This is a genomic window from Sphingomonas sp. 1F27F7B (genome assembly GCF_005503355.1).
In the GTDB taxonomy this organism is placed as follows: domain Bacteria; phylum Pseudomonadota; class Alphaproteobacteria; order Sphingomonadales; family Sphingomonadaceae; genus Sphingomonas.
In genome coordinates this window covers 14,821-34,975 of record NZ_SCMK01000021.1, presented here as the reverse complement: position 1 = coordinate 34,975, position 20,155 = coordinate 14,821, and the positions used below count along the sequence as shown (strand labels likewise).

Sequence of the window (20,155 nt, the reverse complement as noted above, 5' to 3'; positions counted from 1 at the left end):
TTCCTCATTTCTGCTTGGCCGCGTCGCGGGCGGCGGCGATCGCCATGATCTCGGGCGTGCCGGCGGGCGCGGTGGCGCTCCCATTATTGCTAATCACTAGCATCTGCGCCCCGGGCATGAACTTTGCCCAGCCCGGGTCGCCGGTCTTGGCGAACGCCGCCCAATGGTCCGCGACCAGCCTGGCGGCGGCCATGTCGGCGGGGCTGGGCTTGCCGCCCGCGGCGGCGAGATTGTCGAACTGATAGGGCACGTCGGTGGCGTGCGAGGCGCCGGCGAGCGTGGCGCGCTTCGCCTCGGCGACATAGCCGAAGCGATAGAGCCAGGTCGGCGCGTTCGCGGCCTGCCGCCTGGCGAGCGAGAAGGCCGGCTCGGTGAAGGTATAATCGCTCGGGATGTGGCGGTCATAGGCCTCGGCCGAGCCATAGGCGGTGCGCACCGCATCGGCGGCGGCGCCCAGCTTCTCGGTCGCCTTGGCGACGAAGCCCTTGAGGAACGGCGCGGGGATGAAGCCCAGCTCGTCGCTGTTCGAGCCGACGACATAGCGGATGCCGCGTGCGTTGCCGGCGGCGAGCAGCGTGTCGGTATCGCCGGTGACGATCCGGCCGTCGGTCATCGGGCCGGAATAATGCGCTTCGTCGCCGTTGAGCAGGTTGATGCCGCCCTGCACCTTGTCCGCCGGCAATGCGCGCAGCGCCGCGAGATCCTCGGCGCCGGCGCGCTTGGCAAAGGCCTGGCCCTTGGCTTCTCCAGCTGCGAGATCGGGCCAGCTGTCGCGGCCGCCGCCCGAGGCGGTGATCGCCTTGGCGAACAGTCCCTTCGCGGCCGGCGAGACCATCAGCCGGCTGACTGATTCCCCGCCCGCGGACTCGCCGAAGATCGTGACATTGGCCGGATCGCCGCCGAACGAAGCGATGTTGCGCTTCACCCATTGCAGTGCGGCGAGCTGATCCATCAATGCCCAGTTGCCGGTGGGGCCGCCGCCGGCCTCGCGGGTGAGCGCGGGCGTGGCGAAGAAGCCGAACCGGCCGAGGCGATAGTTGAAGGTGACGACCACCAGCCCGCGCGCGGCCAGGCGGCTGCCGTCAAGGATCGCGGCGCTGCCCGATCCCGTGGAGAAGCCGCCGCCATGGATATAGACCATCACCGCCAGCTTCGCGCCGGCGCGGGGCCGGGGCGTCCAGACGTTGAGGAACAGGCAGTCCTCGCTCATCGGTAGCGTAGTGTTGGCGAGGTCGCCCGGCATGCGCGCCTGGACGCAGTCATTGCCATAGCCGGCGGCGTCGCGCGTGCCGGTCCAGGCGGGGACCGGCATCGGCGCGTGCCAGCGCAGCGGCCCGACCGGAGCGGCCGCATAGGGAATGCCCTTGAAGCTGGTGACGCCCTCGGCTGTCGTGCCGCGCAGGGTCCCGCGGTCGGTGCGGACCTCCTGCGCCTGGGCGGTGCCCGCGAGCAGCAGGGTGAGAGCGAAAAGCGAAGTTCTCATTTCCGTCCCTCGGTCATGAAGGTGAAGCTGCCCGGCCCGGTGGCATAGACGGTAGCGGCATCGGTCTGGCGGAGCAGGGTGGCGCCCTGGGGCACCGTGCCGACCATGCCGAAGCGGGCGGGCACCCAGATCTCGCCGGCGGCGTTCATCGGCACCGTGGCGGTGAGCGTGAGGCGACCGTTCTCGACCTGCCATCCGGCCTTGGCCTTGCCCTGCGGCGTCGCCATCGTGGCGGCAGCCGAAGCCAGGCCCTGCGGAATCTCGGGGCGGACCAGGACGATGCGATAGCCCGGCGCGCCCGGGCGCAGTCCCGCGAGGCGCTGGCGCATCCAGTCTGCGATCGAGCCGAAATAATGATGGTCGCGCGAGCGGGCGTTGAGGCCCCAGGATTCGAACATCGTCTTGTGGCCGCTCTTCAGCCAGAAGCCCCAGCTCGGCTCCTCGGTGCGGGTGGCGACGCGATAGGCGAGGTCGGCATGGCCGTAATCGCTAAGGATCTCGAGCAGGTAGCGCGTGCCGAACACGCCGGCGCGCAGGCCCCGGGCCTCGACGTCCCTGGCGATCGTATCGGCGACCTTCTGCGCCTGGCCCTCCGGCGCCATGCCGAAGGCGAGCGGCAGGATGTTCTGCGACTGGGTCGGCCCCTTGGTCGCGCCCTTGTCGTCGAGCGTACGATACCAGCCGTTCGCCGCGTCCCAGTAGCGCGCGTTGTAGGCGCGGCGGATATCGGCGGCGAGTGCGCCATAGCGGTCCGCGTCCGCCCGGTTGCCGATCACGGCCGAGGACTTGGCCAGCAGGTCCGCCTCGTGGAAGAAATAGGCAGTGGTAATCGCGTCGATCCCGCCATTGTTGGTGGCGAAGATGTCGAGCGGGCCCGGCGCGCTCCATTCGCTCAGGCCGCGATCGTGGCGATAGTCGGGCGCCTTGAAGACGGTAGCGGTATAGTCGACCAGCCGCTTCTGCATGGCGTGCATGCGCGCCAGGATGCGGGTGTCGCCCTCGGCCTGGTAGAGTTCCCAGGGCAGGATCATCGCCGCAACGTCCCAGGGCGTCGACGGACCCCAGACGAACGACCAGCCCGGCGTGCCTTCATAGCCGTAGAAGGGCGTGGCCGGAACGATCTCGGGCAGCTCGCCGCTCGGCGCCTGGGCATCGGGATAGTCGTTCAGCCACTTGGTCCAGACGCGGGCGATGCCCAGGCTGCGCGCCGCGGCGCCGGCCGAGGCCTGGGCATCGCCGGTCCAGCCATTCTTTTCATAGGTGGGCGTATCGGTCTGATAGCCGTGCATGTTGTTCAGGATGGTGCGGATCGCCGCCTGGTCGATTTCGTTCAGCAGCGGATCGGCGCTGGTGAAGCTGCCCGTCCGGGCGACCGCGCTATGGGCGACCTTGCCGGTGAGCGTGGCCAGGGTCGGCGTGCCGGGATAGCCGCGCAGCTCGACATAGCGGAAGCCGCGATAGCCGAAGCTCGGCTCCCAGCGCTCGGCGCCCGATCCGGCGAGCGTGTAGCGATCGGTCTGGAGCTGCGCGTCGATCAGGCCCGAAGCAGGGACGACCATCCCGTCGTCGCCGATCCGCTCGCTGGCGACGAGCGAGACGGTGGTGCCGCGCGGCCCGCGCACGTCGAGCGCGGGCCAGCCCGAGAAGATGCGGCCGAAATCATAGACCCAGACGCCCGGCTTCACCTGGGTGAGCGAGACCGGGGCGAGCTGCTCGACCGGGGCGATCGGCTCGACGTTCGCGGCCTGGAGCAGGCCCTTGGGGCCTGCGACCTGCTGCGCTGCGGTCCAGCCCTTGCCGGCGAAGCCCGTTTTGTCCCAGCCGGTGGGGAGCAGCCGCGCGTCATAGCGCTCGCCGCGATGGACGGAATCGTTGCGGGTGGGGCCGGAGACGGTCCGCCAGCTCGCATCGCTGGCGATCGTCTGGCGCGACCCGTCGGCAAAGGTCACTTCGAGCTGCGCCTTGAGCGCCGGCTCGCCGTGCCAGGGCGCCTGGTCGAAATACCATTCGTTCGGGTCGGTCAGCCCGTACCAGCCGCGGCCGAGCTCGGCGCCGAGGACGTTGCCGCCGGGCCGGACGCGGTCGGTCACGTCATAGGTCTGGTAGAGGACGCGCTTGTCATAGGCAGTGAAGCCGCTCGCCATCGCGCTGGCGCCGACCGTGTCGCCGTTGAGATGCATGCGCGGCCAGCCCGCGCCCGCGACATAGAGCCGCGCCGCCGCGATTTTCTTCGCCGGCAGGACGAAGGCCTTGCGGACGAGCGGAGCGGGCGCCTCGATCGGCAGGACGATGTCGATGTTCGGAACGCCGGCAGCGACGGTGAGCCCCTGCGCCTCGACGGTGCCGCCGACAAAGGGATTGTCGTTGGCCGGGAAGCGGGTGGCGAAGGCCGGGCTGCCGGTGCCGGTCACGCTGACCGCATGGATGATTGCGGCATCGGCCTCGCGCGACGAGAAGCCGATCGTGCCGTGCGGCTGCGACTGGTCGGTGAGCAGATCGACCTGCTTGCCGTCGATCGCGGTGGCGATGTCCGAGCCGCGGGCGGTGATCGTCACCTTGTGGCGCACGCCCTTCAGCGTGATGCCGGTGAGCGGTACGCGCTTGAGCTCGGTGAGCTTGACGCCGGAGCTGCTGCCGCCGGGATAATGGCGGACCCGGGCGATCAGCACCGGTCCGGCCCTTTCCTCGGCCAGAGTCCAGACATAGGCCTCGCCATAGGTCTTGCCGGCTGCGCGGGCCCGGAAGAGCAGGTCGACGGAGGTCCCCGTGAGCGTCAGGTCGCTCTCGAAGCGGACGTCGCTCCAGTCATGGTCGCGGCGTGCCGGACCGGCGATCCACTTGCCGGACCAGTCGGCCGGGGCGAGCAGGCCCATCTCCCACCAGCCGGGCCGGCTCCAGCCGCTCTCGCTGCCGTCGGCGTCCCAGGTCCTGACCTGCCACTGATAGCGGGTGCGGGCGGCGAGGGACGGGCCGCCATAGGGGATCTGCGCATTGTCGGGCGAGGCCACCTTGCCGCTGTCCCAGACGGGCTGGCCCCCGGCAGTGACGCGGATCTGATAGGCGGCCTGGCGCTTCGCCGGGGAATGCCAGGCGAGGCGCGGGGCGGGCTCGTCGATGCCGAGCGCGGCATCGGCATATTCGACCGTCAGGCTGGTGGGTGCCGGGCCGTCGTCCCGGGCCGACGCGGCCATGGCGGTGAGAAGCGCCATGGCCGCCGTGCCCGAGACCAACAGGGTACGCATTGTCAGGGCAGACGACGGAAGCGACACCCGATCCCCTTTCTCAGAACTTGGTCCGGATGCCGAAGGTGACGAGCCGTCCCAGGGTGCTGCCATTGGTATAGGCGGCAGCGCTGTTCAGCCAGGGCGGATCCTGGTCGAAGATGTTGTCGATGTTCAGCGTCAGCATCGCGTTCTTGATGAAGCCGTGCTTGCCCAGGTCATAGGCGAGGAAGGCGTCCACCGTCTGGAACGCGCCCACCCGGGTCTGGGGCGCCACGCCGAGGATCGGGAAGCCGCCCCTGTAGTTGTACGAGGCCGAGGCGATGAACCCGCCCGACTTGCCGCCCAGCGTGGCGACGAAGGAAGTGCGGCCGACGCCGTTCTTCAGGTCGTCGGTGAACGGTCCGCCGGAAACCGCCTGCGACTTGCGGCTGAGCGTGTAGGTGCCGGCGATGCTGGCGTTGATCGCGCCGAAGCCGGTCAGCCGGGTATAGGCCAGGTTGAAGTCGAGCCCTTCGGTGTTGACCGCGCCCAGATTGTTGCGGCGCGCGTCGATCAGCACATAGGGCGTGAGCGGGCCGGTATAGAGGCTGGCGATGCTGGGCGCCCCCACCACGTTCAGGTTGCCTACCGCCGCCTGGGCCTGGGCCAGCGTCGGCCGGAGGATGTAGAAGTTCGCATAGTTGGTGTTGGTGAACAGCGTCGGCGAGAGGAACGGTGCCAGGCCGATCGCGTCCTTGAACTTCACATTGTAGTAAGTGAGGTTCGCCACCAGGCCCGGGACCGCCTTCGGCGTCCAGTCGAAGCCGGCGGACCAGGTATCGGCGCGCTCGGGCTTCAGGTTCGGGTTGCCGCCCGCGAGCACGATCGTCGCACGTGCCGGGTCGACGGGGGTGGCGCCGGGCGCAAGGAACGGGCTGTAGGGCAGCACGGTCGCCCGCGAGTCCGAGGTGTTGGTGGTGTCGGCAAGGCTCGGCGCGTGGAACGAGGTGCCCCAATTGCCGCGGATCGTCAGGTCGTTGAACGGCTTGTAGTTCACGCCGAACTTCGGATTGGTGGTGCCGCCCTGGTCGCTATAATCGTCGTAGCGGACCGACGCCGAGAATTGCAGCCCGCGCAGCCCGGGGCTGCCGTTGCCGGCGCCGACGATCGGAATCATCAGCTCGCCAAAGGCCGAGCGCACGTTACGCGATGCAAGCGAGGTCTTGGCATTGGCATAGGAGCCGATCGCGCCCTGGGCGATGCGCGAGGAGATATTCTCGTAATGATATTCCGCGCCGATCGCGAGGCGGACGTCGCCGCCCGACAGATGCGCCAGCGAACCGTCGAGGATCAGCCGGCCCTCCGCCAGTTCCTGCGTGGCGTCGCCGTAATTCTCGTAGTTGCGGATGGCGGCCAGCGCGGCGGGGCTGCTGGCCGCGAGGTCATAGGGATTGAGCGCCATGCCGGGGATCAGGCCGGCGAGCGCGAGTGACGCGGTGGTGGTGTCGAGCGCAGCCTCGCGCACCAGATTGGTGCTGCGGCCGAAATTGCTCTCCGCACGCAGCTGCCACTTGTCGCCGAGCGCGAAGGAGAAGCTGGGGGTGACGCCATAGGATTCGAAGCGCTGGCGGCTGGTCAGGCTGTTCCCATAGACGCTGGCGAACGAGAAGCTGGCGGTCTGCGCCGTCAGGCCGGCGATCGGGCGGAAGAAGGGATTGAGGAGAGTGATCGTGCCGGAGAGCATGCCTTGGGCCTGGTTCACCACGGTGTCGCGGCGCGACCAATAGGCGGTCAGGCCGAAGGCGACATTGTCGTCGAGCTGCTGCGTGAGCGAGCCGAAGACCGAGTTGCGCTCCTCGCGCGGGAACAGGTCCGCATAGGCGTTCTGGTCGCACTTGTTGAGCGTGCCAGGGGCGAGGCCGGGCAGGGCATAGGTGACGCCGGGGTTGCCGATCTGGATGTTGCCCGGCGCGCAGGTGGTCACCCGGAAGTCCTTGCCGCCCTTCGAGGTGCGATCAGCCGAGGCATAGCCCCGATCGATGCCGAGGACATTATCGTGCCAGACATGGGCATAGGAGAGGAACAGCGAGCCGCTGCCCCAGTCCTTGCCCAGGGTCAGGTTGCCGTCGACTGTCTTGTAATTGTCGGCGAAACCGTAGCGCAGATTGGCGGAGATGCCGTCGAAGCGCTTGCGGGTGATGAAGTTCACCACGCCGCCGATCGCGTCCGAGCCGTAGATGGCGGAGCCGCCGTCCGGCACCACCTCGACGCGCTCGAGCACATCGGGCGGCAGGATCGAGGGATCGACCGTGGTCTGGAGGATGCCCGCGCCGACGCCGCGATGGCCGTTGATCAGCACCAGCGTGGTGCTGCCACCCGAGGCGCCCAGGTTGCGGATGTTGGGGCGAAGGACCGGCAGGCCGAACGAGGCCGAGCCCACCGGGATCGTGCCGAAATTGCCGACCTGCGGGATCTTCGCGAGAAGATCGTTCGAGGAGCTGACGCCGCGTGCGGTGATCGTGTCGCGGGTGACCCCGATGACGTTGGTGCCGGTGGGCGCGACGCCGCGCAGCAGCGTGCCGGTGACGACGATGTCGCCCTGGGATTCGCCGGCGCCGTCATCGGCCTGCTGCGTGTCGGCCTGGGCGGCCTCGGGCGCTGCCGGGGCGGTCTGTGCCTGCGCAGCGCCGGCCGAAGCCAGCATGGTGGCGAGGGCCAGCATCGAAAGCCCCGCCTGCTTCGCGAATCCGCGGACGCGCGGCTCCATGGTCTCGGTGTTCATATTCCCTCCCCAATTGGTCCTTCGGACTCTCGTTTCCCGCGGGGTCATTGCCGTTCACGGGATGGAATCACCCACTCGGGCGATTTTCCACAATCATTCAATCTCGATCTTTTTCGATCATGTCAATGATCAAATTAGATTGCCGACAGGGGGCTGGGTCTCGGAAACCGGCGGGTATCGCGCGCGTCTCCGAGCGGCAACGCGGCGCGACGGCCCGGAAGCGTGCAACGCGCCGGGCCGGATCGCCATTTGGAATTGAGCGTCACCCATTGCCCGGAATTCCACCGTCACCCGGGCCTTGTTCGGCGATTGTCCCGCCCGGACAAGCATCTCTCTCGCCTTCCCTGCCATCCACCTCTCGTCATCCCCGCGCAGGCGGGGATCCAGGGTCACGGGCGATACGGCAGAGAAACCCTGGGTCCCCGCCTGCGCGGGGATGACAAGGTTTGCTGAACGAGTCCTAGCCCCGGGTCGTGACGCCCGATGGCATCATGGCCGAGCGGTTGGGGACGGTAGGAGGCGGGGGCGATCAGCGCAGCACTTCCGACAACGGGACATGCCGCCAGAACCCGCGGATCTCGTCGTCCTGGCCGGTAAGGTCGTAGCGCAGCAGCGATACCGGCAGGCGGCCGGTGTTCATCAGATAATCGTGATAGTCGCGGATCGCGAAGGCATCGCCGAGCTGGCGGCGGCGATCGACCAGCAGCTTCTGGAGCTGTATCGCGCCGATCGTGTAGGTCATGCCATAGCCCGGCGGCCGGCGGATATAGATGCCGGCATCGGTGCGCGCGACATTGTCGTCCAGCCAGGGCGTCCATTGCTTCCAGAACCGCATCGTCTCGCCGACGGTCATTTCGTTGCGCTGCATCTTCACGTCGCCGATCGTGCGCGCGGCGCGGAACAGGCCGAAGATGTAGATCAGCTCGCGCGTGCGGGGCCGGTCGTCGAACAGGCCGAGCTGGAGCGCAGTCTCCTCGAGATAGAAGCCCCAGCCTTCGGTGCGCCCGCTGTCGCTCACTCGGCTGCGGATCGGATCAGTGACGCGCCTGGCGGTCATCCCGTCGAAGCGATGGCCGGGGAAGGTGGCGTGGAGATGGTCCGGCGAGGCGTCGCGGAACTGGATCTGCTCCCAGAACATCGGCCCGGTGGGGCGCACGATCCAGGGCGCGTTGAAGCCGACTTCCCGATAGCTGCCCGGAATATAGTCCGGGATGGTGATGATCGCCTCGTCCTTCAGCCATTTGCGGATCTTGGCGTCGGTGCCGGCGAGCTGCGCCTCATATTCCGCGGCGGACCTGGGCAGCTGCAGTTCGGGGAGCTTGCGGTTGCGGTGCCGCTCGGTGGCATAGTCGGCCCAGAAGCGCGTGAGCTCGCGCTCGGCCAGCGTCACCACTTCGTCCGAAGTATAGGGCATCAGCCGGACATTGGCGAGGAACCAGTCATAGGCCGGCTTGCCGACTCCGGCACGGGCGGTCATCGCCGGGCGCGCCGCGGCGAGCCAGTCGCGAAAGCCGCGGATCGCGCCTTCCGCCGCCTTGATGTCCGCCAGCAGATCGGGCTGCTGCTTCTGCGCGCGGCCGTGCAGATCGGCGAACCAGCCGATCAGCCCCTCCGGCTCCACGGCGCGATACGGCATGCCATGGCCCACGCCGTCGCCGTGGGAGAGGCTGTGGAGCGTGAGATCGGCATAGTCGGCCGCCACTGAATCGAGGTTGACCCGCGCCTGGGCCAGATAGGCGGGGATCGCCTTCAACCGGGCGCGGAAGCGGGCCAGCGCGTCGGCCTTCAGCGGCAGATCGGTATAGGCCAGCCGCTGTAACTCATCGACATACATGCCCGGATCGCGCGCCCAGGGCTTCAGGATGTTCAGGTTGAAATCCTCCAGGTCCATCTGCGCGCGCACGGCGAGATAATCGACCTGCTGGTGGCGATCCCAGCGCGCCACCGCGAAATCCGGGAGCTGCGCCTGGAAGCCGCGCAGCTCGGCGCGGCGCCGGTCAACCGCGGCGGGGCTGTAGTCGACCACGCCATCGACCGCGGGCGGCGTGCGCCAGGCATCGAAGGCAGTGAACAGCGTGGCCAGATCGGCATGGCCGCGCGCGCCCTGGGGCGGGCCCTCGGGCTGGTTGGCCGCCGGCTGCGCGGTTGCCGGCGCGACGCCGAATGCCGCCGGCAGGGCGCTCCCGGCCAGGAGCATCGCGATCGCCAATCCCCTGGATAAATGCGCCATGGATAGGGAAGCGATGCACGCTCTGGAGATCACTTCCGTCATCCTCGCACAGGCGGGGATCCAGGCTGGCCAGGGACGATCGAAGCAATCGCGCGCGGGGCGAGCCGGCCACGGCAAGGTGAGCCCCGCGGTCCTTGCCCTCGGCCCTGGATCCCCGCCTTCGCAGGGATGACGAGAGGAGGATAGGGAATGACGATGGCGTATGTGAGTCCTCGAGCCAGTGAGCATGTCGATCTCTCCCGTCGTGGCCGGTTCCGTATCGCGCTGGCGATGCGCTTCCGCAAAATAAAACCAGAAACATATGATTTGTAATACGATGGGCGTTGGGGCGGCACTGGTCAAGATGCACCGAATCGGTGTTATCTCGAAGGCATGCGGGGTGCTCCAGACCAATCCGAAACGGTGCGAATCGCCGGAAATCCGCCCATCCTCGGCCCTTGCCAGGTGGTTGCGGGAGGGTTTGCCACGTACCTCCGACCAGGCCCGGCCGAGCGCACGGCACAGAAAAAACCGTGCGCAATCGCGGGTTTCCCGGCAGCTTTGTTACCGGAAAGCGACATTTTTCACATTTTTTCGTTACTCCGAATTGACCCCTTGTTCCTAATATGCTCAAAATCACGCACTTGTTCACGGAAATGGCGCAACCAGCGACGCCGGAGCGGAGCGAGGCAGGTGGGCGTATCCATTCGGGGAGACACGGACATGGGCAGTAAGCGGGTTGCGGTGATGCGGGCGGGGTTGCGGGGCGGTTCCGCGCTGCTCGCCACGATGATGATGATGGGCACCGCGATGGCGCAGACCGCCGAGCCGGAAGCCCAGGAAGGCGAGGCGATCGTCGTCACCGGTTCGCGCATCCCGCGTCCGGACGTCGATTCGAACAGCCCCGTCAACGTGATCGGCAGCGAGGAAATCCGCCAGACCGGCACCGCCGAGACCGAGCAGCTGCTCAACGCGCTGCCCCAGGCAGTCGCCGGCGCGGGCGCCCAGTCGAATGCGGGCAACGGCTCGGCCACGGTCAACCTGCGCAATCTCGGCGCGGCGCGCACGCTGGTGCTACAGAACGGCCGCCGCATCGTCGGCGCGAGCCAGGACGGCGTGGTCGACATCAACATGATCCCGCCCTCGCTGATCGAGCGGGTCGAAGTCGTCACCGGCGGCGCCTCGGCGGTCTATGGCTCGGACGCGATGGCCGGCGTGGTCAACTTCGTCACCAAGACCAATTTCCAGGGCCTCGAAGTCAACGGCCAGTACGGCATCAGCGACCGCGGCGATGCCCAGCGCTACAATATCGACTTCACCGTCGGCGGCAATTTCGGCGATGGCCGCGGCAATATCGTCTTCAACGGCAGCTATTACGACCGTTCGATGGTGAAGGGCGCCGCGCGCGACCATGCCACGCTCTACCTGGTCGATGCTGTGCAGAACGGGAAGGGCGTGCTCGTCCCCGGCGGCAACGGCGTCACCCCGCAGGGCACGATCTTCACCCCGGCGCTGGTCGGCAAGCTCGACCAGTTCGGCAACACGATCGGCACCGCCGGCATCTTCTTCGCGCCCGAGGGCTGGCGCGCCTACAAGACCAGCGACGGCTTCAACGATCGTCCCTATACCAACCTCCAGATGCCAATGAAGCGCTGGTCGGGGGCGATCACCGGCCATTACGACGTGACCGACAATGTCACGGCCTTCTGGGAGGGCAATTACGTCCGCAGCGAGATCAACTCGACGCTGGGCGCGGTGCCGATGAGCAGTTCGGGCTTCCTGCCGAATTTCCAGTTCGACCTGCGCAATCCCTATCTGTCCTCATCGCTGCGCGAGTTCCTGCGCACCAATCTCGACGGCGACGGCGACAATCTGGTTTCGCTCAACATCAATCGCCGCCTGCTCGACTTCGGCTCGCGCACCGACGATCAGACCCGCGAATTCTCGCGCTTCGTCGTCGGGCTGAAGGGCGCGCTGACCGACAAGCTGAACTGGGAGGCCTTCTACAATCAGGGCCATGTCCGGATCACCGAGGTCCAGGGCGGCGGCGTGCTGATCGACAATTTCGCCAATGCGTTCCTGACCAATCCGAGCAATCCCTATGCGTGCAAGGTGGCCGATCCGCGCTGCGTCACGATCAACCCGTTCGGGCTGATGTCGATGACCAAGCCGATGATCGACTATATCTACACCAACCTGACCAACATCACCGTCGTCGACCAGAAACAGGCCGGCGCCAGCATCACCGGCACGCTGTTCAAGCTGCCGGCGGGCAATGTCGGCATCTCGGTGGGCGCCGAATATCGCAAGGAAAGCTCCACCTTCACGCCCGACCAGCTCTATATCCAGGGCAAGGCGCTCTCGCGCTCGGCGGGCATCCAGGCGACCGGCGGCAGCTTCGACGTCAAGGAAGTCTATGGCGAGCTCGTCGTGCCGATCCTGGCCGACCTGCCCTTCGTCCACCTGCTCGCGTTCGAGGGCGGCATCCGCTATTCGGACTATTCGACCGCAGGCGGCGTGACGTCGTGGAAGGCGGGTGGCGAGTTCTCGCCGGTGAAGAGCTTCAAGATCCGCGGCCTCTATCAGCGGGCGGTGCGTGCGCCGAACGTGATCGAGCTCTATTCGGGGGCGACCAACACCGCGCCGCAGGCGACCGACTTCTGCAACGCGACCGGCGCCAATCGTACCGCGGCCGAGCGTGCCTTCTGCGTCAGTTCGCTGGGCGTGCCGGCGAGCGTGATCGACGTGTTCCAGCAGGAGAATGTCCAGATCCGCGCGATCACCGGCGGCAATCCCAGCCTGAAGGAGGAGACGTCGGACACTTGGTCGCTCGGCGCGGTTTTCCGTCCGGAGTTCGTGCCGAACCTCCAGCTCACCGTCGATTACTACAACATCAAGATCGACGGCGCGATCGCGGCGTTCGGCGGCGGCCTCCAGTCGGTGATCACTGCCTGCCGCGCCAATCTGTCGATGAGCAACATCTTCTGCCAGCCGCTCAACCACCGCTCGTCGGACGGGCAGCTCTATGACGTGCCGCTGCTCAACGCGAACATCGCCTCGATGAAGACCTCGGGCGTCGATTTCCGCCTCGACTATCGCCACGACATCGGTTCGCTGGGCCGGTTGAGCTATTATCTGGCCGGCAGCTATCTGATCAACAGCATCGTGCAGAGCAGCCCGATCGTCGCGGCGGTGGATTGCGCCGGCTATATCGGCGGCGGCACCTGCGGCAACGCCAACCCGAAATGGCGCTTCACCCAGCGCCTGACCTGGGACGTCTCCGATGCCTTTCAGGTCTCGCTGCGCCACCGGTTCATCGGTTCGGCGAAGGATGGGCGGATCGCCGCGGCCAAGGCCTCGGGCGGGGCGATGCCGCTGCTCGCGGTGCCGGAGACGGGCCAGATCAGCTATTTCGACCTGAGCGCGTCCTACGACATCGACAAGAGCCTGAGCATCTACGGGACGATCGACAATCTGGGCGATCACAACCCGCCGTTCCAGCTCTACGAGCGCGACACCTATGACGCGATCGGCCGGCGGTTCACGATCGGCTTCCGCAAGAAGTTCTGATGCCCCGGGTCCGGCGGCGGGGTTGCCCCCGCCGCCGGCAACCGGCCCTATGGCCCGAAGCGTCGATGTGGTTGAAGGTGTTGGGAAGATGATCAAGTTCAGCGTTTCCGTCCGGGCGATGTCGGCGGCCCTCATGATCGCATCGCTGAGCGCCGCGGCGCCCGTGCTCGCCCAACAGGCGGCGCAGGGGCCGGCCCGGAGCACCGCCAGGGTGGCGGGGACCAGCTTCTCGATCGACGAGCTCTATCGCTACAAGAGCCTCGTCGGCCTCGACCCCCAGGGCTATAGCTGGGCGGCGGACGGCAGCGCCGTGCTGTTCCTGTGGAACGACCAAGGCTATGCGTTTCGCGACGTCTGGGCCTGGTCGCCCAGAACCGGCCAGAAGACCCGGCTGACCTTTCTCGGCAAGGACAGCAAGCCGGAGGCGGAAGCGAAGGGCATTGCCCAGGCGGTGCTCCTCGATCATGGCCGCGTCGCCTTCACCCTGGGCGGCCAACTCCATATCCGCGAGGCCGACGGCAAGATCGTCAAGGTCGAGGGCGACAAGCGCGGCATCCGCAAGCTCGCCGTGTCGCCGGACGGGAGCAAGCTCGCCTTTCTCGCAGCCGCGCCGAACGCATCGCCGGTCGCTGCCGGCGGCCAGCTCTGGGCGCGCGATGCCGCGGCAGGGGAGGGCGCCGCTGCCACGCGGCTGGTCGGCAGCGACGACCCCAAGCTCTATATCGAGGACTATAAATGGGCCGACAGCGGCAAGGCGATCGCCTTCCAGCAGGCCGACGACCGCGCCATGCCCGAGCGCGACATCTATTACGATGCCAAGGGCAAGCTGCAGAACAACCGCGTGATCCGCGCCTTTCCGGGCGAGGAGACCAGCAAGACCAGCATCGGCCTGGTCGATCTCGCCACGGGCAAGTCCCGCCTGTTCGAGCGCCCCGATCCCAAGCACGATGTCTGGGGCTATGGCCTGTCGCATGACGGCAAGCGGCTGTTCGTCAGCGGCGCCGATATGGAGGCCAAGGAACACACCATCTACCTGTACGACGCCGCCACCGGCGCGCGCGAGACTTTCTACCAGCTGCGCGAGCCCAAGCATCTGCGCCCCGACTGGCAAGTCGCCTGGGCGCCGGGCGACGACGGGCTGATCATCCTCACCGATCGCGACGGCTGGCTCCAGCTCTATCACCAGAAGAAGGCCGGCCAGGCGCCGCGCCAGATCACCAGCGGCAAATGGGAAATCGCTTCGTTCGAAGTCGATGCGAAGAACGGGCAGCTCTATTTCACCGCCAACGAGTCCGCCCTGCAGGATCGCCAACTCTACCGGGTGCCGGTGGCGGGCGGGAAGATCCAGCGGATCAGCGGACCCGCGGGCGGCACGCACGAGCCGGTCTATTCGCCCGATTTCAGCCGCATCGCCGACTGGTACAGCAACGACGACACGCCGCCCGAACTCTATGTGATCGACACCGCGAAGCCGGGCAAGGCGGCGCAGGTCACCAAGTCGCCTCAGCCGGATTTTTACGGCCAGAACTGGGCCAGGACGAGCTATGTCCAGTTCCCCAGCCATGTCGACGGGATGAACCTGCTCGGCCGGGTCAGCGTCCCCGCCGATTTCGATCCCGCGAAGAAATATCCGGTGATCGTCGGCTCGGTCTATTCGGACGCGGTGCGCAACCAATGGGGCGGGCGCCGCGCCCACCCGACCTGGGGGCTCGACCAGTATCTGGTCGCGCAGGGCTATATCGTCCTGACCGTCAACATCCGCGGCTCCTGGGGGCAGGGGCGCGAGCACAACCAGACGCAATATGAAAGCTATGGCGAGACCGACATCAACGATCTCGAGAGCGGCGTCCGCTATCTGATCGCCCAGGGCCATGCCGATCCGAAGCGCATCGGCATCTGGGGCTCCAGCTATGGCGGGCTGATGACGGTCATGTCGCTGTCGAAGAAGCCCGGCCTCTATGCCGCGGGCATCGCCGGCGCGCCGGCCACCAATGTGTGGCACGCCTTCCCGGCGCAGATGTGGATCATGGGCCCGCCCGAGGGGCCGGACATGCCCGCGCGCTACGAGGCACAGTCGGCGCTCTACCAGGCCAAGGGGATCCGGGATCCGCTGATGATCATCCACGGCACCCGCGATTCCGTGGTGCTCTATTCGGACACGATGGCGCTGGCCGAGCAGATGGTCCAGCGCGAGCAGATGTTCGAGTTGGTCACCTTGCCCGGCGCCAACCATGGCTGGGATGCGGAGAACATCCCGCAGACGCGCTTCTCCTTCAAGAAGATGGTCGAGTTCTTCGATCGCAACGTGAAGAACCGGAAGTAGCATGCGGGCGAGGGGCATTGCGGCCGTGATGGGAGGCGCCGTTCTGCTGGCGGCGCAGGCGGCTGCCGCCCAGCCGGCCGTCCAGCAGCTGGGTGCCGATTTCTGGGCCTGGCGCGGGACGACCCAGCCGGCGAGCAGCGACGACATCCCCCGCATCGTGCGCCCCGCGGGCTGGGTGCCCGACTGGTCGCCCACCGGCGTCGCCGCCCAGCGCAGGCAGCTCGCCGCGTTCGAAGCGCGCTGGCAGGCGCTGGAGACCGCTCCCCGCACCGTGGCCGAGAAAGTCGGTTACCGGCTGGTCGGCTCGGCGCTGGCCCGGGTCCATTGGGAAATGGACCATGTCGCCGCCTGGCGCCGCCAGCCGCATTTCTACACGGCGCAGGCGCTCAATCCGGTGTTCGAGGTGCTGCTGCCCCCGCCGCCGGTTGCGCGCGCCCGGCTGGAGGAAGTGATCCGCCTGCTGGCCAATGCGCCCGCCATCCTTGCCGCCGGCCGCGCGAACCTCGACGACATGCGCGGGCCGTTCGTCGACGTGGCGCTGGGCCAGCTCGCCGAGGTGCCGGAGAGCCTGCGCGGCATGGCGGCGGGGCTCGCCCCCCATGCCGATGCGGGGCAGAGGAAGCGCCTCGTCGCCGTGCTGGACAAGGCGATCGCTGCCTTTGCCGACTATGCCGCCTTCCTGAAATCGAAGCGCGCCGGCCTGTCCGAGCAGACGGCGGTGGGCCGGGAGAGCTATCGCTATTTCCTCGGCAATGTCGGCATCTATCCCTATTCGCCCGAGCAGCTGGTGGCGATGGGCCGCCAGGAATGGGCGCGCTCGGTGCTGTTCGAGACGCTGGAGCGCAATCGCAATGCCGGGCTGCCCGAGCTGCCGATCGGCCCCTCGATCGGCGCGGTGACCGCGCGGCTCAATGCCGAGGAGCTGAAGGTCCGCCGGTTCCTCACCGAGAAGAACCTGCTGACCGTTCCGGACTGGGTCGGCCATTACAAGGCCCAGCCTTTCCCGGCCTATCTGGCGCCGATCGGCTGGCTGGGGCGCACCTTCGATTTCACCAGCATCGACCGGACCGGGCAGGACGCGACCGTCTATCTTCCCGATCCCTCGCCCAAGCTCGGCTATTTCAACCTCTCGATCATGCGCGATCCGCGGCCGATCATCGTCCATGAAGGCGTGCCCGGCCATTTCTTCCAGCTCAGCCTCAGCTGGCGGAACCCCGATCCGCTGCGTCGCCGCTATTATGACAGCGGCGCCAACGAAGGCACGGGCTTCTATGCCGAGGAGATGATGCTCCAGGCGGGCTTCTGGGCCGATGCGCCCAAGACGCGCGAGATCATCTATAATTTCGCGCGATTGCGTGCCCTTCGGGTCGAAGTGGACGTGAAGCTGGCGTTAGGTGAATTCACCATCGCCCAGGCCGCCGACTATCTGGAGAGGATGGTCCCGATGGACCGGGCGACGGCGCGCGAGGAAGCGACCTTCTTCGCTGCCGCGCCCGGTCAGGCGATCAGCTACCAGATCGGCAAGATGCAGACGACAGAGTTCCTCGCCGAGGCGCGGGTCCGCGAAGGCAAGTCCTTCGATCTCAGGCGCTTCCACGATTATCTCTGGACCAACGGCAATGTGCCGATCGCGCTGCAGCGGCAAGAATATCTGTCGATGGTTTCGGGCGAATAGGGGGCATGCTTTCGATGGATCTGGTAATTTTCACCGAGCCGAAATCGGGACTGTCGGCGCGCTGCCGCCTGCTTCCCGACGCGGCGCCGCAATCCTGCGATTTCCTGCGCGATCTCGCCACGCGGCGCGCGTCGTTCGAGGCGATGCACGCGATCTGGACGGGGCCGGAGATCTCGGTGCCCATGCCCTCGGCCGCGCTGCCCCAGAGCATGGCCCAGCCGGCGATCCCGGCCGAGAACGCCACTTCCTATCCGGGCGCGGGCGACGTGGTGCTCGCCTATCTCGCGCCGGGCAGCACCCAGGGCCTGCCGCCCGGGCCCTTCTACGACATCGGCATCTTCTATGGCGCCGGCGGCCGGCTGCTGATGCCGTTCGGCTGGATCCAGGCCAATGTCTGCGCCCGCATCCTCCCGGAGGATCTGGACAAGGCCGTGGCCGATTGTCGCACGATCCGCCGGAACGGCGCCTGCACCATCACCGTCGAGCCGGCCTGAGGGGAAGCGGACATGACCTATGCCGATCTGATGTCCGTCCTGGGCCATTGGGTGCTGCCCGGCTCGCTGATCGCGATCATGGCCTCGATGGGCCTGTCGCTCACCGCCGATGATTTCCGCCAGGTGTTCCGCAACAAGCGCGCGCTGATCTTCGGCGTCTGCTCGATGCTGATCGTGCCGCCAGCGATCGGGCTCACCCTGGCGCTCACCGTCGCGCCCACCCCGGCACTCGCGGTGGGCTTCGTGCTGCTCGCCACCACGCCGGGCGGCATGCTGTCGAACCTCTTCACCGACATGGCCAAGGGCGACCTGGCCCTGTCGATGTCGATGACGCTGCTGCTCAGCATGATCTACATCTTCGTCGTCCCCTTCTACGCGCACTTCGCGCTGGCCCATTTCCTGGGGCTGGAGGCGGAGGTGAAGGTGCCGCTCGGCTCCTTCTTCTGGAACATCTTCTCGATCACCGTGCTGCCCGCCGCCGCCGGGTTCACGCTCCGGGCTGTGCGGCCCGCCTTCGCGATCGCCTTCAAGAAATATCTGAAGAACATCGCCATGGTCGTGCTGTTCAGCGCCTTCGGCATGATCCTGTTCGACCAGGTGCCGGTGCTGCGCGAGAATCTGGGCGCACTGTTCTGGATCACCGTGGCGCTCAACCTGATCATGGTCTGTGTGGTGATGACGATCGTGCGCTTCGCCGGTTTCACTCGGCGCGAGAACATCGCGATCGGGATCGAGCATCTGATGCGCCAGGAAGGTACGGCGATCTTCATCGCGGTGAGCATCGTCGGCAGCAACGAGATGTCGCTGCCGATGATCATGAACACCCCGGTTGCGCTCTGCTTCGTACTGGCCTTCGTCGCCATCGCGCGCCGCACCCGGCGAAGCGGGAGAGCCATGCCCGCCGGCTAGACCGTTTCGAGGAACACCGCTCCTTCGAGGGGCGCACATACACCGCCCCCTCGCGGGCGAACGAGAGAGTTCGAGATTTCATGCAAACGTCCCGTATCACGGACGTCGCGGGGGCGCTTTCGCCTTTCGCGCCGGCCCCCGGCTTCACCCTGGCGAAGACGTGGTGATGCAGCATCAGCCCATTCCCCGCGGCAAGGGGGAAGCGCCGTCGACTGCGCCGGTCTGGGTCGCGACCGCGGCGCCGGGGCCGCGGCTCGCCCCGCTCGGTGCGGAGATCGAAGCGGAGGTGCTCGTGATCGGCGGCGGGATCGCCGGCATGACGACGGCGCTCCACCTTGCCGAAGCCGGCCTGGACACGGTGCTGCTCGAGGCCGGCCAGCCCGGCGACCAGGCGACCGGCTGGAGCGGCGGGCTCGTCGCGCCCGATTATATCCGGCACGCGCCCGATACGATCGGCCAGCTGCTCGGCCGTCACTGCGGCGAGAGGCTGACGCGGATGATCGGCGGATCGGCGCGCGCGGTGTTCGACCTGGTCGAGCGGCATGCGATCGATTGCGATGCCCGGCAGGACGGCTTCTACACGCCCGCCCATAGCGAGGGGCTTGCGCAGAGCCAGCGCGGCTATGCCGACCAGTGGCGGTCGCGCGGCTATGACGTTCGCTTCGTCGAGGCGCGCGAGGCGCGGCACATGTTCGGCGTGGAACGCTATTGCGGCGCGCTGCGCTTCGGCGACGGCGGCAGCCTCAATCCGCTCGGCTATGTCCGCGGCCTGGCCTGGGCGGCACTGAAACAGGGCGCCAGGCTGTTCGGCGAGAGCCCGGTACAGGCGCTGTGGCGCGAAGGCGGCCGATGGATCGCGCGGACGCCCGGCGGCGCAGTGTCGGCGCGGCGGGTGGTGCTGGCGGCGAATGGCGGCAATGCCCGGCTGCACCCGGCGCTGCGGCGCACGGCGCTGCCGCTGCACGTCGTCCAGTTCGCCACCGCTCCCCTGGACGACGTGCAGCGCGCCGCCATCCTGCCCGAGGGTGGCGCCTTCACCGACAAGGTCTCCTATCTCTTCACGGCGCGGCTCGATCCGCAGGGGCATCTGATTTCCGCTTTCCCGGTGTCGTTCCTGGTGCGGGGCGACAGGGCGCATCTGCGCGAGGCGAAGCGCCGGCTCCGCCAGCATTTCGCTGCGCTGTCCGATCCCCGGATCGACCATATCTGGGAAGGGCTGGCCTGGGTGAATTCGTCCCTCCTGCCCGAGCTTTACGACCTGGGCGACGGCGCGCTGGCGATCCAGGCGGACAATGGCCGGGGCATCGGCATCAACACCCAGCTGGGCATCGAAGTGGCCGCGGCGATCGCGTCGAACAGCCGCGAGCGGCTCTCGGTCGTACCGCGCGAGCCGCATCCGATCCGGCTCCATGCCGGCGCGGCGCTGCTGCCCAAGCTGCTGATGACGATGGCCTGGCTGTCCAATTGAGCGGGCGGCCGGTGCCCGCCTGATCCCGAAGGAGAGATG

At 67.5% G+C, this 20,155-nt stretch carries 10 protein-coding genes; 6 read left to right on the top strand and 4 right to left on the bottom strand.

The genetic code is table 11. The features are described from left to right. Positions 1-4: 4 nt before the first annotated feature. The 4 genes from FFS08_RS17680 to FFS08_RS17665 form a co-directional block, all read right to left on the bottom strand. Complete coding sequence (locus FFS08_RS17680; protein ID WP_171012677.1) at positions 5-1,483, bottom strand: carboxylesterase/lipase family protein; 1,479 nt, start codon at positions 1,481-1,483, stop codon at positions 5-7. Next, entirely contained in the window at positions 1,480-4,725 is a 3,246-nt protein-coding gene (locus FFS08_RS17675; protein ID WP_171012676.1) for an alpha-L-rhamnosidase, read from the bottom strand. Before FFS08_RS17675 ends, FFS08_RS17680 begins: the two co-directional genes overlap by 4 nt. A 40-nt stretch (positions 4,726-4,765) precedes the next feature. Continuing rightward, the gene (locus tag FFS08_RS17670; RefSeq protein ID WP_171012675.1) at positions 4,766-7,468 is read right to left on the bottom strand and encodes a TonB-dependent receptor domain-containing protein; all 2,703 of its coding nucleotides are present in this window, start codon (positions 7,466-7,468) and stop codon (positions 4,766-4,768) included. A gap of 529 nt (positions 7,469-7,997) precedes the next feature. Then, positions 7,998-9,665 carry a DUF885 family protein gene (locus FFS08_RS17665; RefSeq protein WP_171012674.1) on the bottom strand — a complete coding sequence of 556 codons (1,668 nt, stop codon included), beginning with the start codon at positions 9,663-9,665 and terminating at the stop codon, positions 7,998-8,000. Between the two features lie 735 nt (positions 9,666-10,400). Here FFS08_RS17665 and FFS08_RS17660 point away from each other — a divergent pair. The 6 genes from FFS08_RS17660 (at position 10,401) to FFS08_RS17635 (ending at position 20,116) form a co-directional block, all read left to right on the top strand. Beyond that, positions 10,401-13,247 carry a TonB-dependent receptor plug domain-containing protein gene (locus FFS08_RS17660; protein WP_171012673.1) on the top strand — a complete coding sequence of 949 codons (2,847 nt, stop codon included), beginning with the start codon at positions 10,401-10,403 and terminating at the stop codon, positions 13,245-13,247. 88 nt (positions 13,248-13,335) lie between these two features. Continuing rightward, complete coding sequence (locus FFS08_RS17655) at positions 13,336-15,570, top strand: S9 family peptidase (RefSeq protein WP_171015322.1); 2,235 nt, start codon at positions 13,336-13,338, stop codon at positions 15,568-15,570. A gap of 28 nt (positions 15,571-15,598) precedes the next feature. Next, on the top strand, positions 15,599-17,245 hold the full coding sequence (locus FFS08_RS17650) for a DUF885 family protein (protein ID WP_171012671.1): 1,647 nt from the start codon (positions 15,599-15,601) through the stop codon (positions 17,243-17,245). A 14-nt stretch (positions 17,246-17,259) separates the two neighbouring features. Continuing rightward, entirely contained in the window at positions 17,260-17,739 is a 480-nt protein-coding gene (locus tag FFS08_RS17645; protein WP_137863085.1) for a DUF3830 family protein, read from the top strand. A 12-nt stretch (positions 17,740-17,751) separates the two neighbouring features. Then, positions 17,752-18,648 carry a bile acid:sodium symporter family protein gene (locus tag FFS08_RS17640; protein WP_137863045.1) on the top strand — a complete coding sequence of 299 codons (897 nt, stop codon included), beginning with the start codon at positions 17,752-17,754 and terminating at the stop codon, positions 18,646-18,648. Positions 18,649-18,814: 166 nt separating this feature from the next. Further along, positions 18,815-20,116: an NAD(P)/FAD-dependent oxidoreductase gene (locus FFS08_RS17635; RefSeq protein WP_137863044.1), complete on the top strand. Its 1,302-nt coding sequence runs from the start codon at positions 18,815-18,817 to the stop codon at positions 20,114-20,116. Positions 20,117-20,155 lie beyond the last annotated feature (39 nt).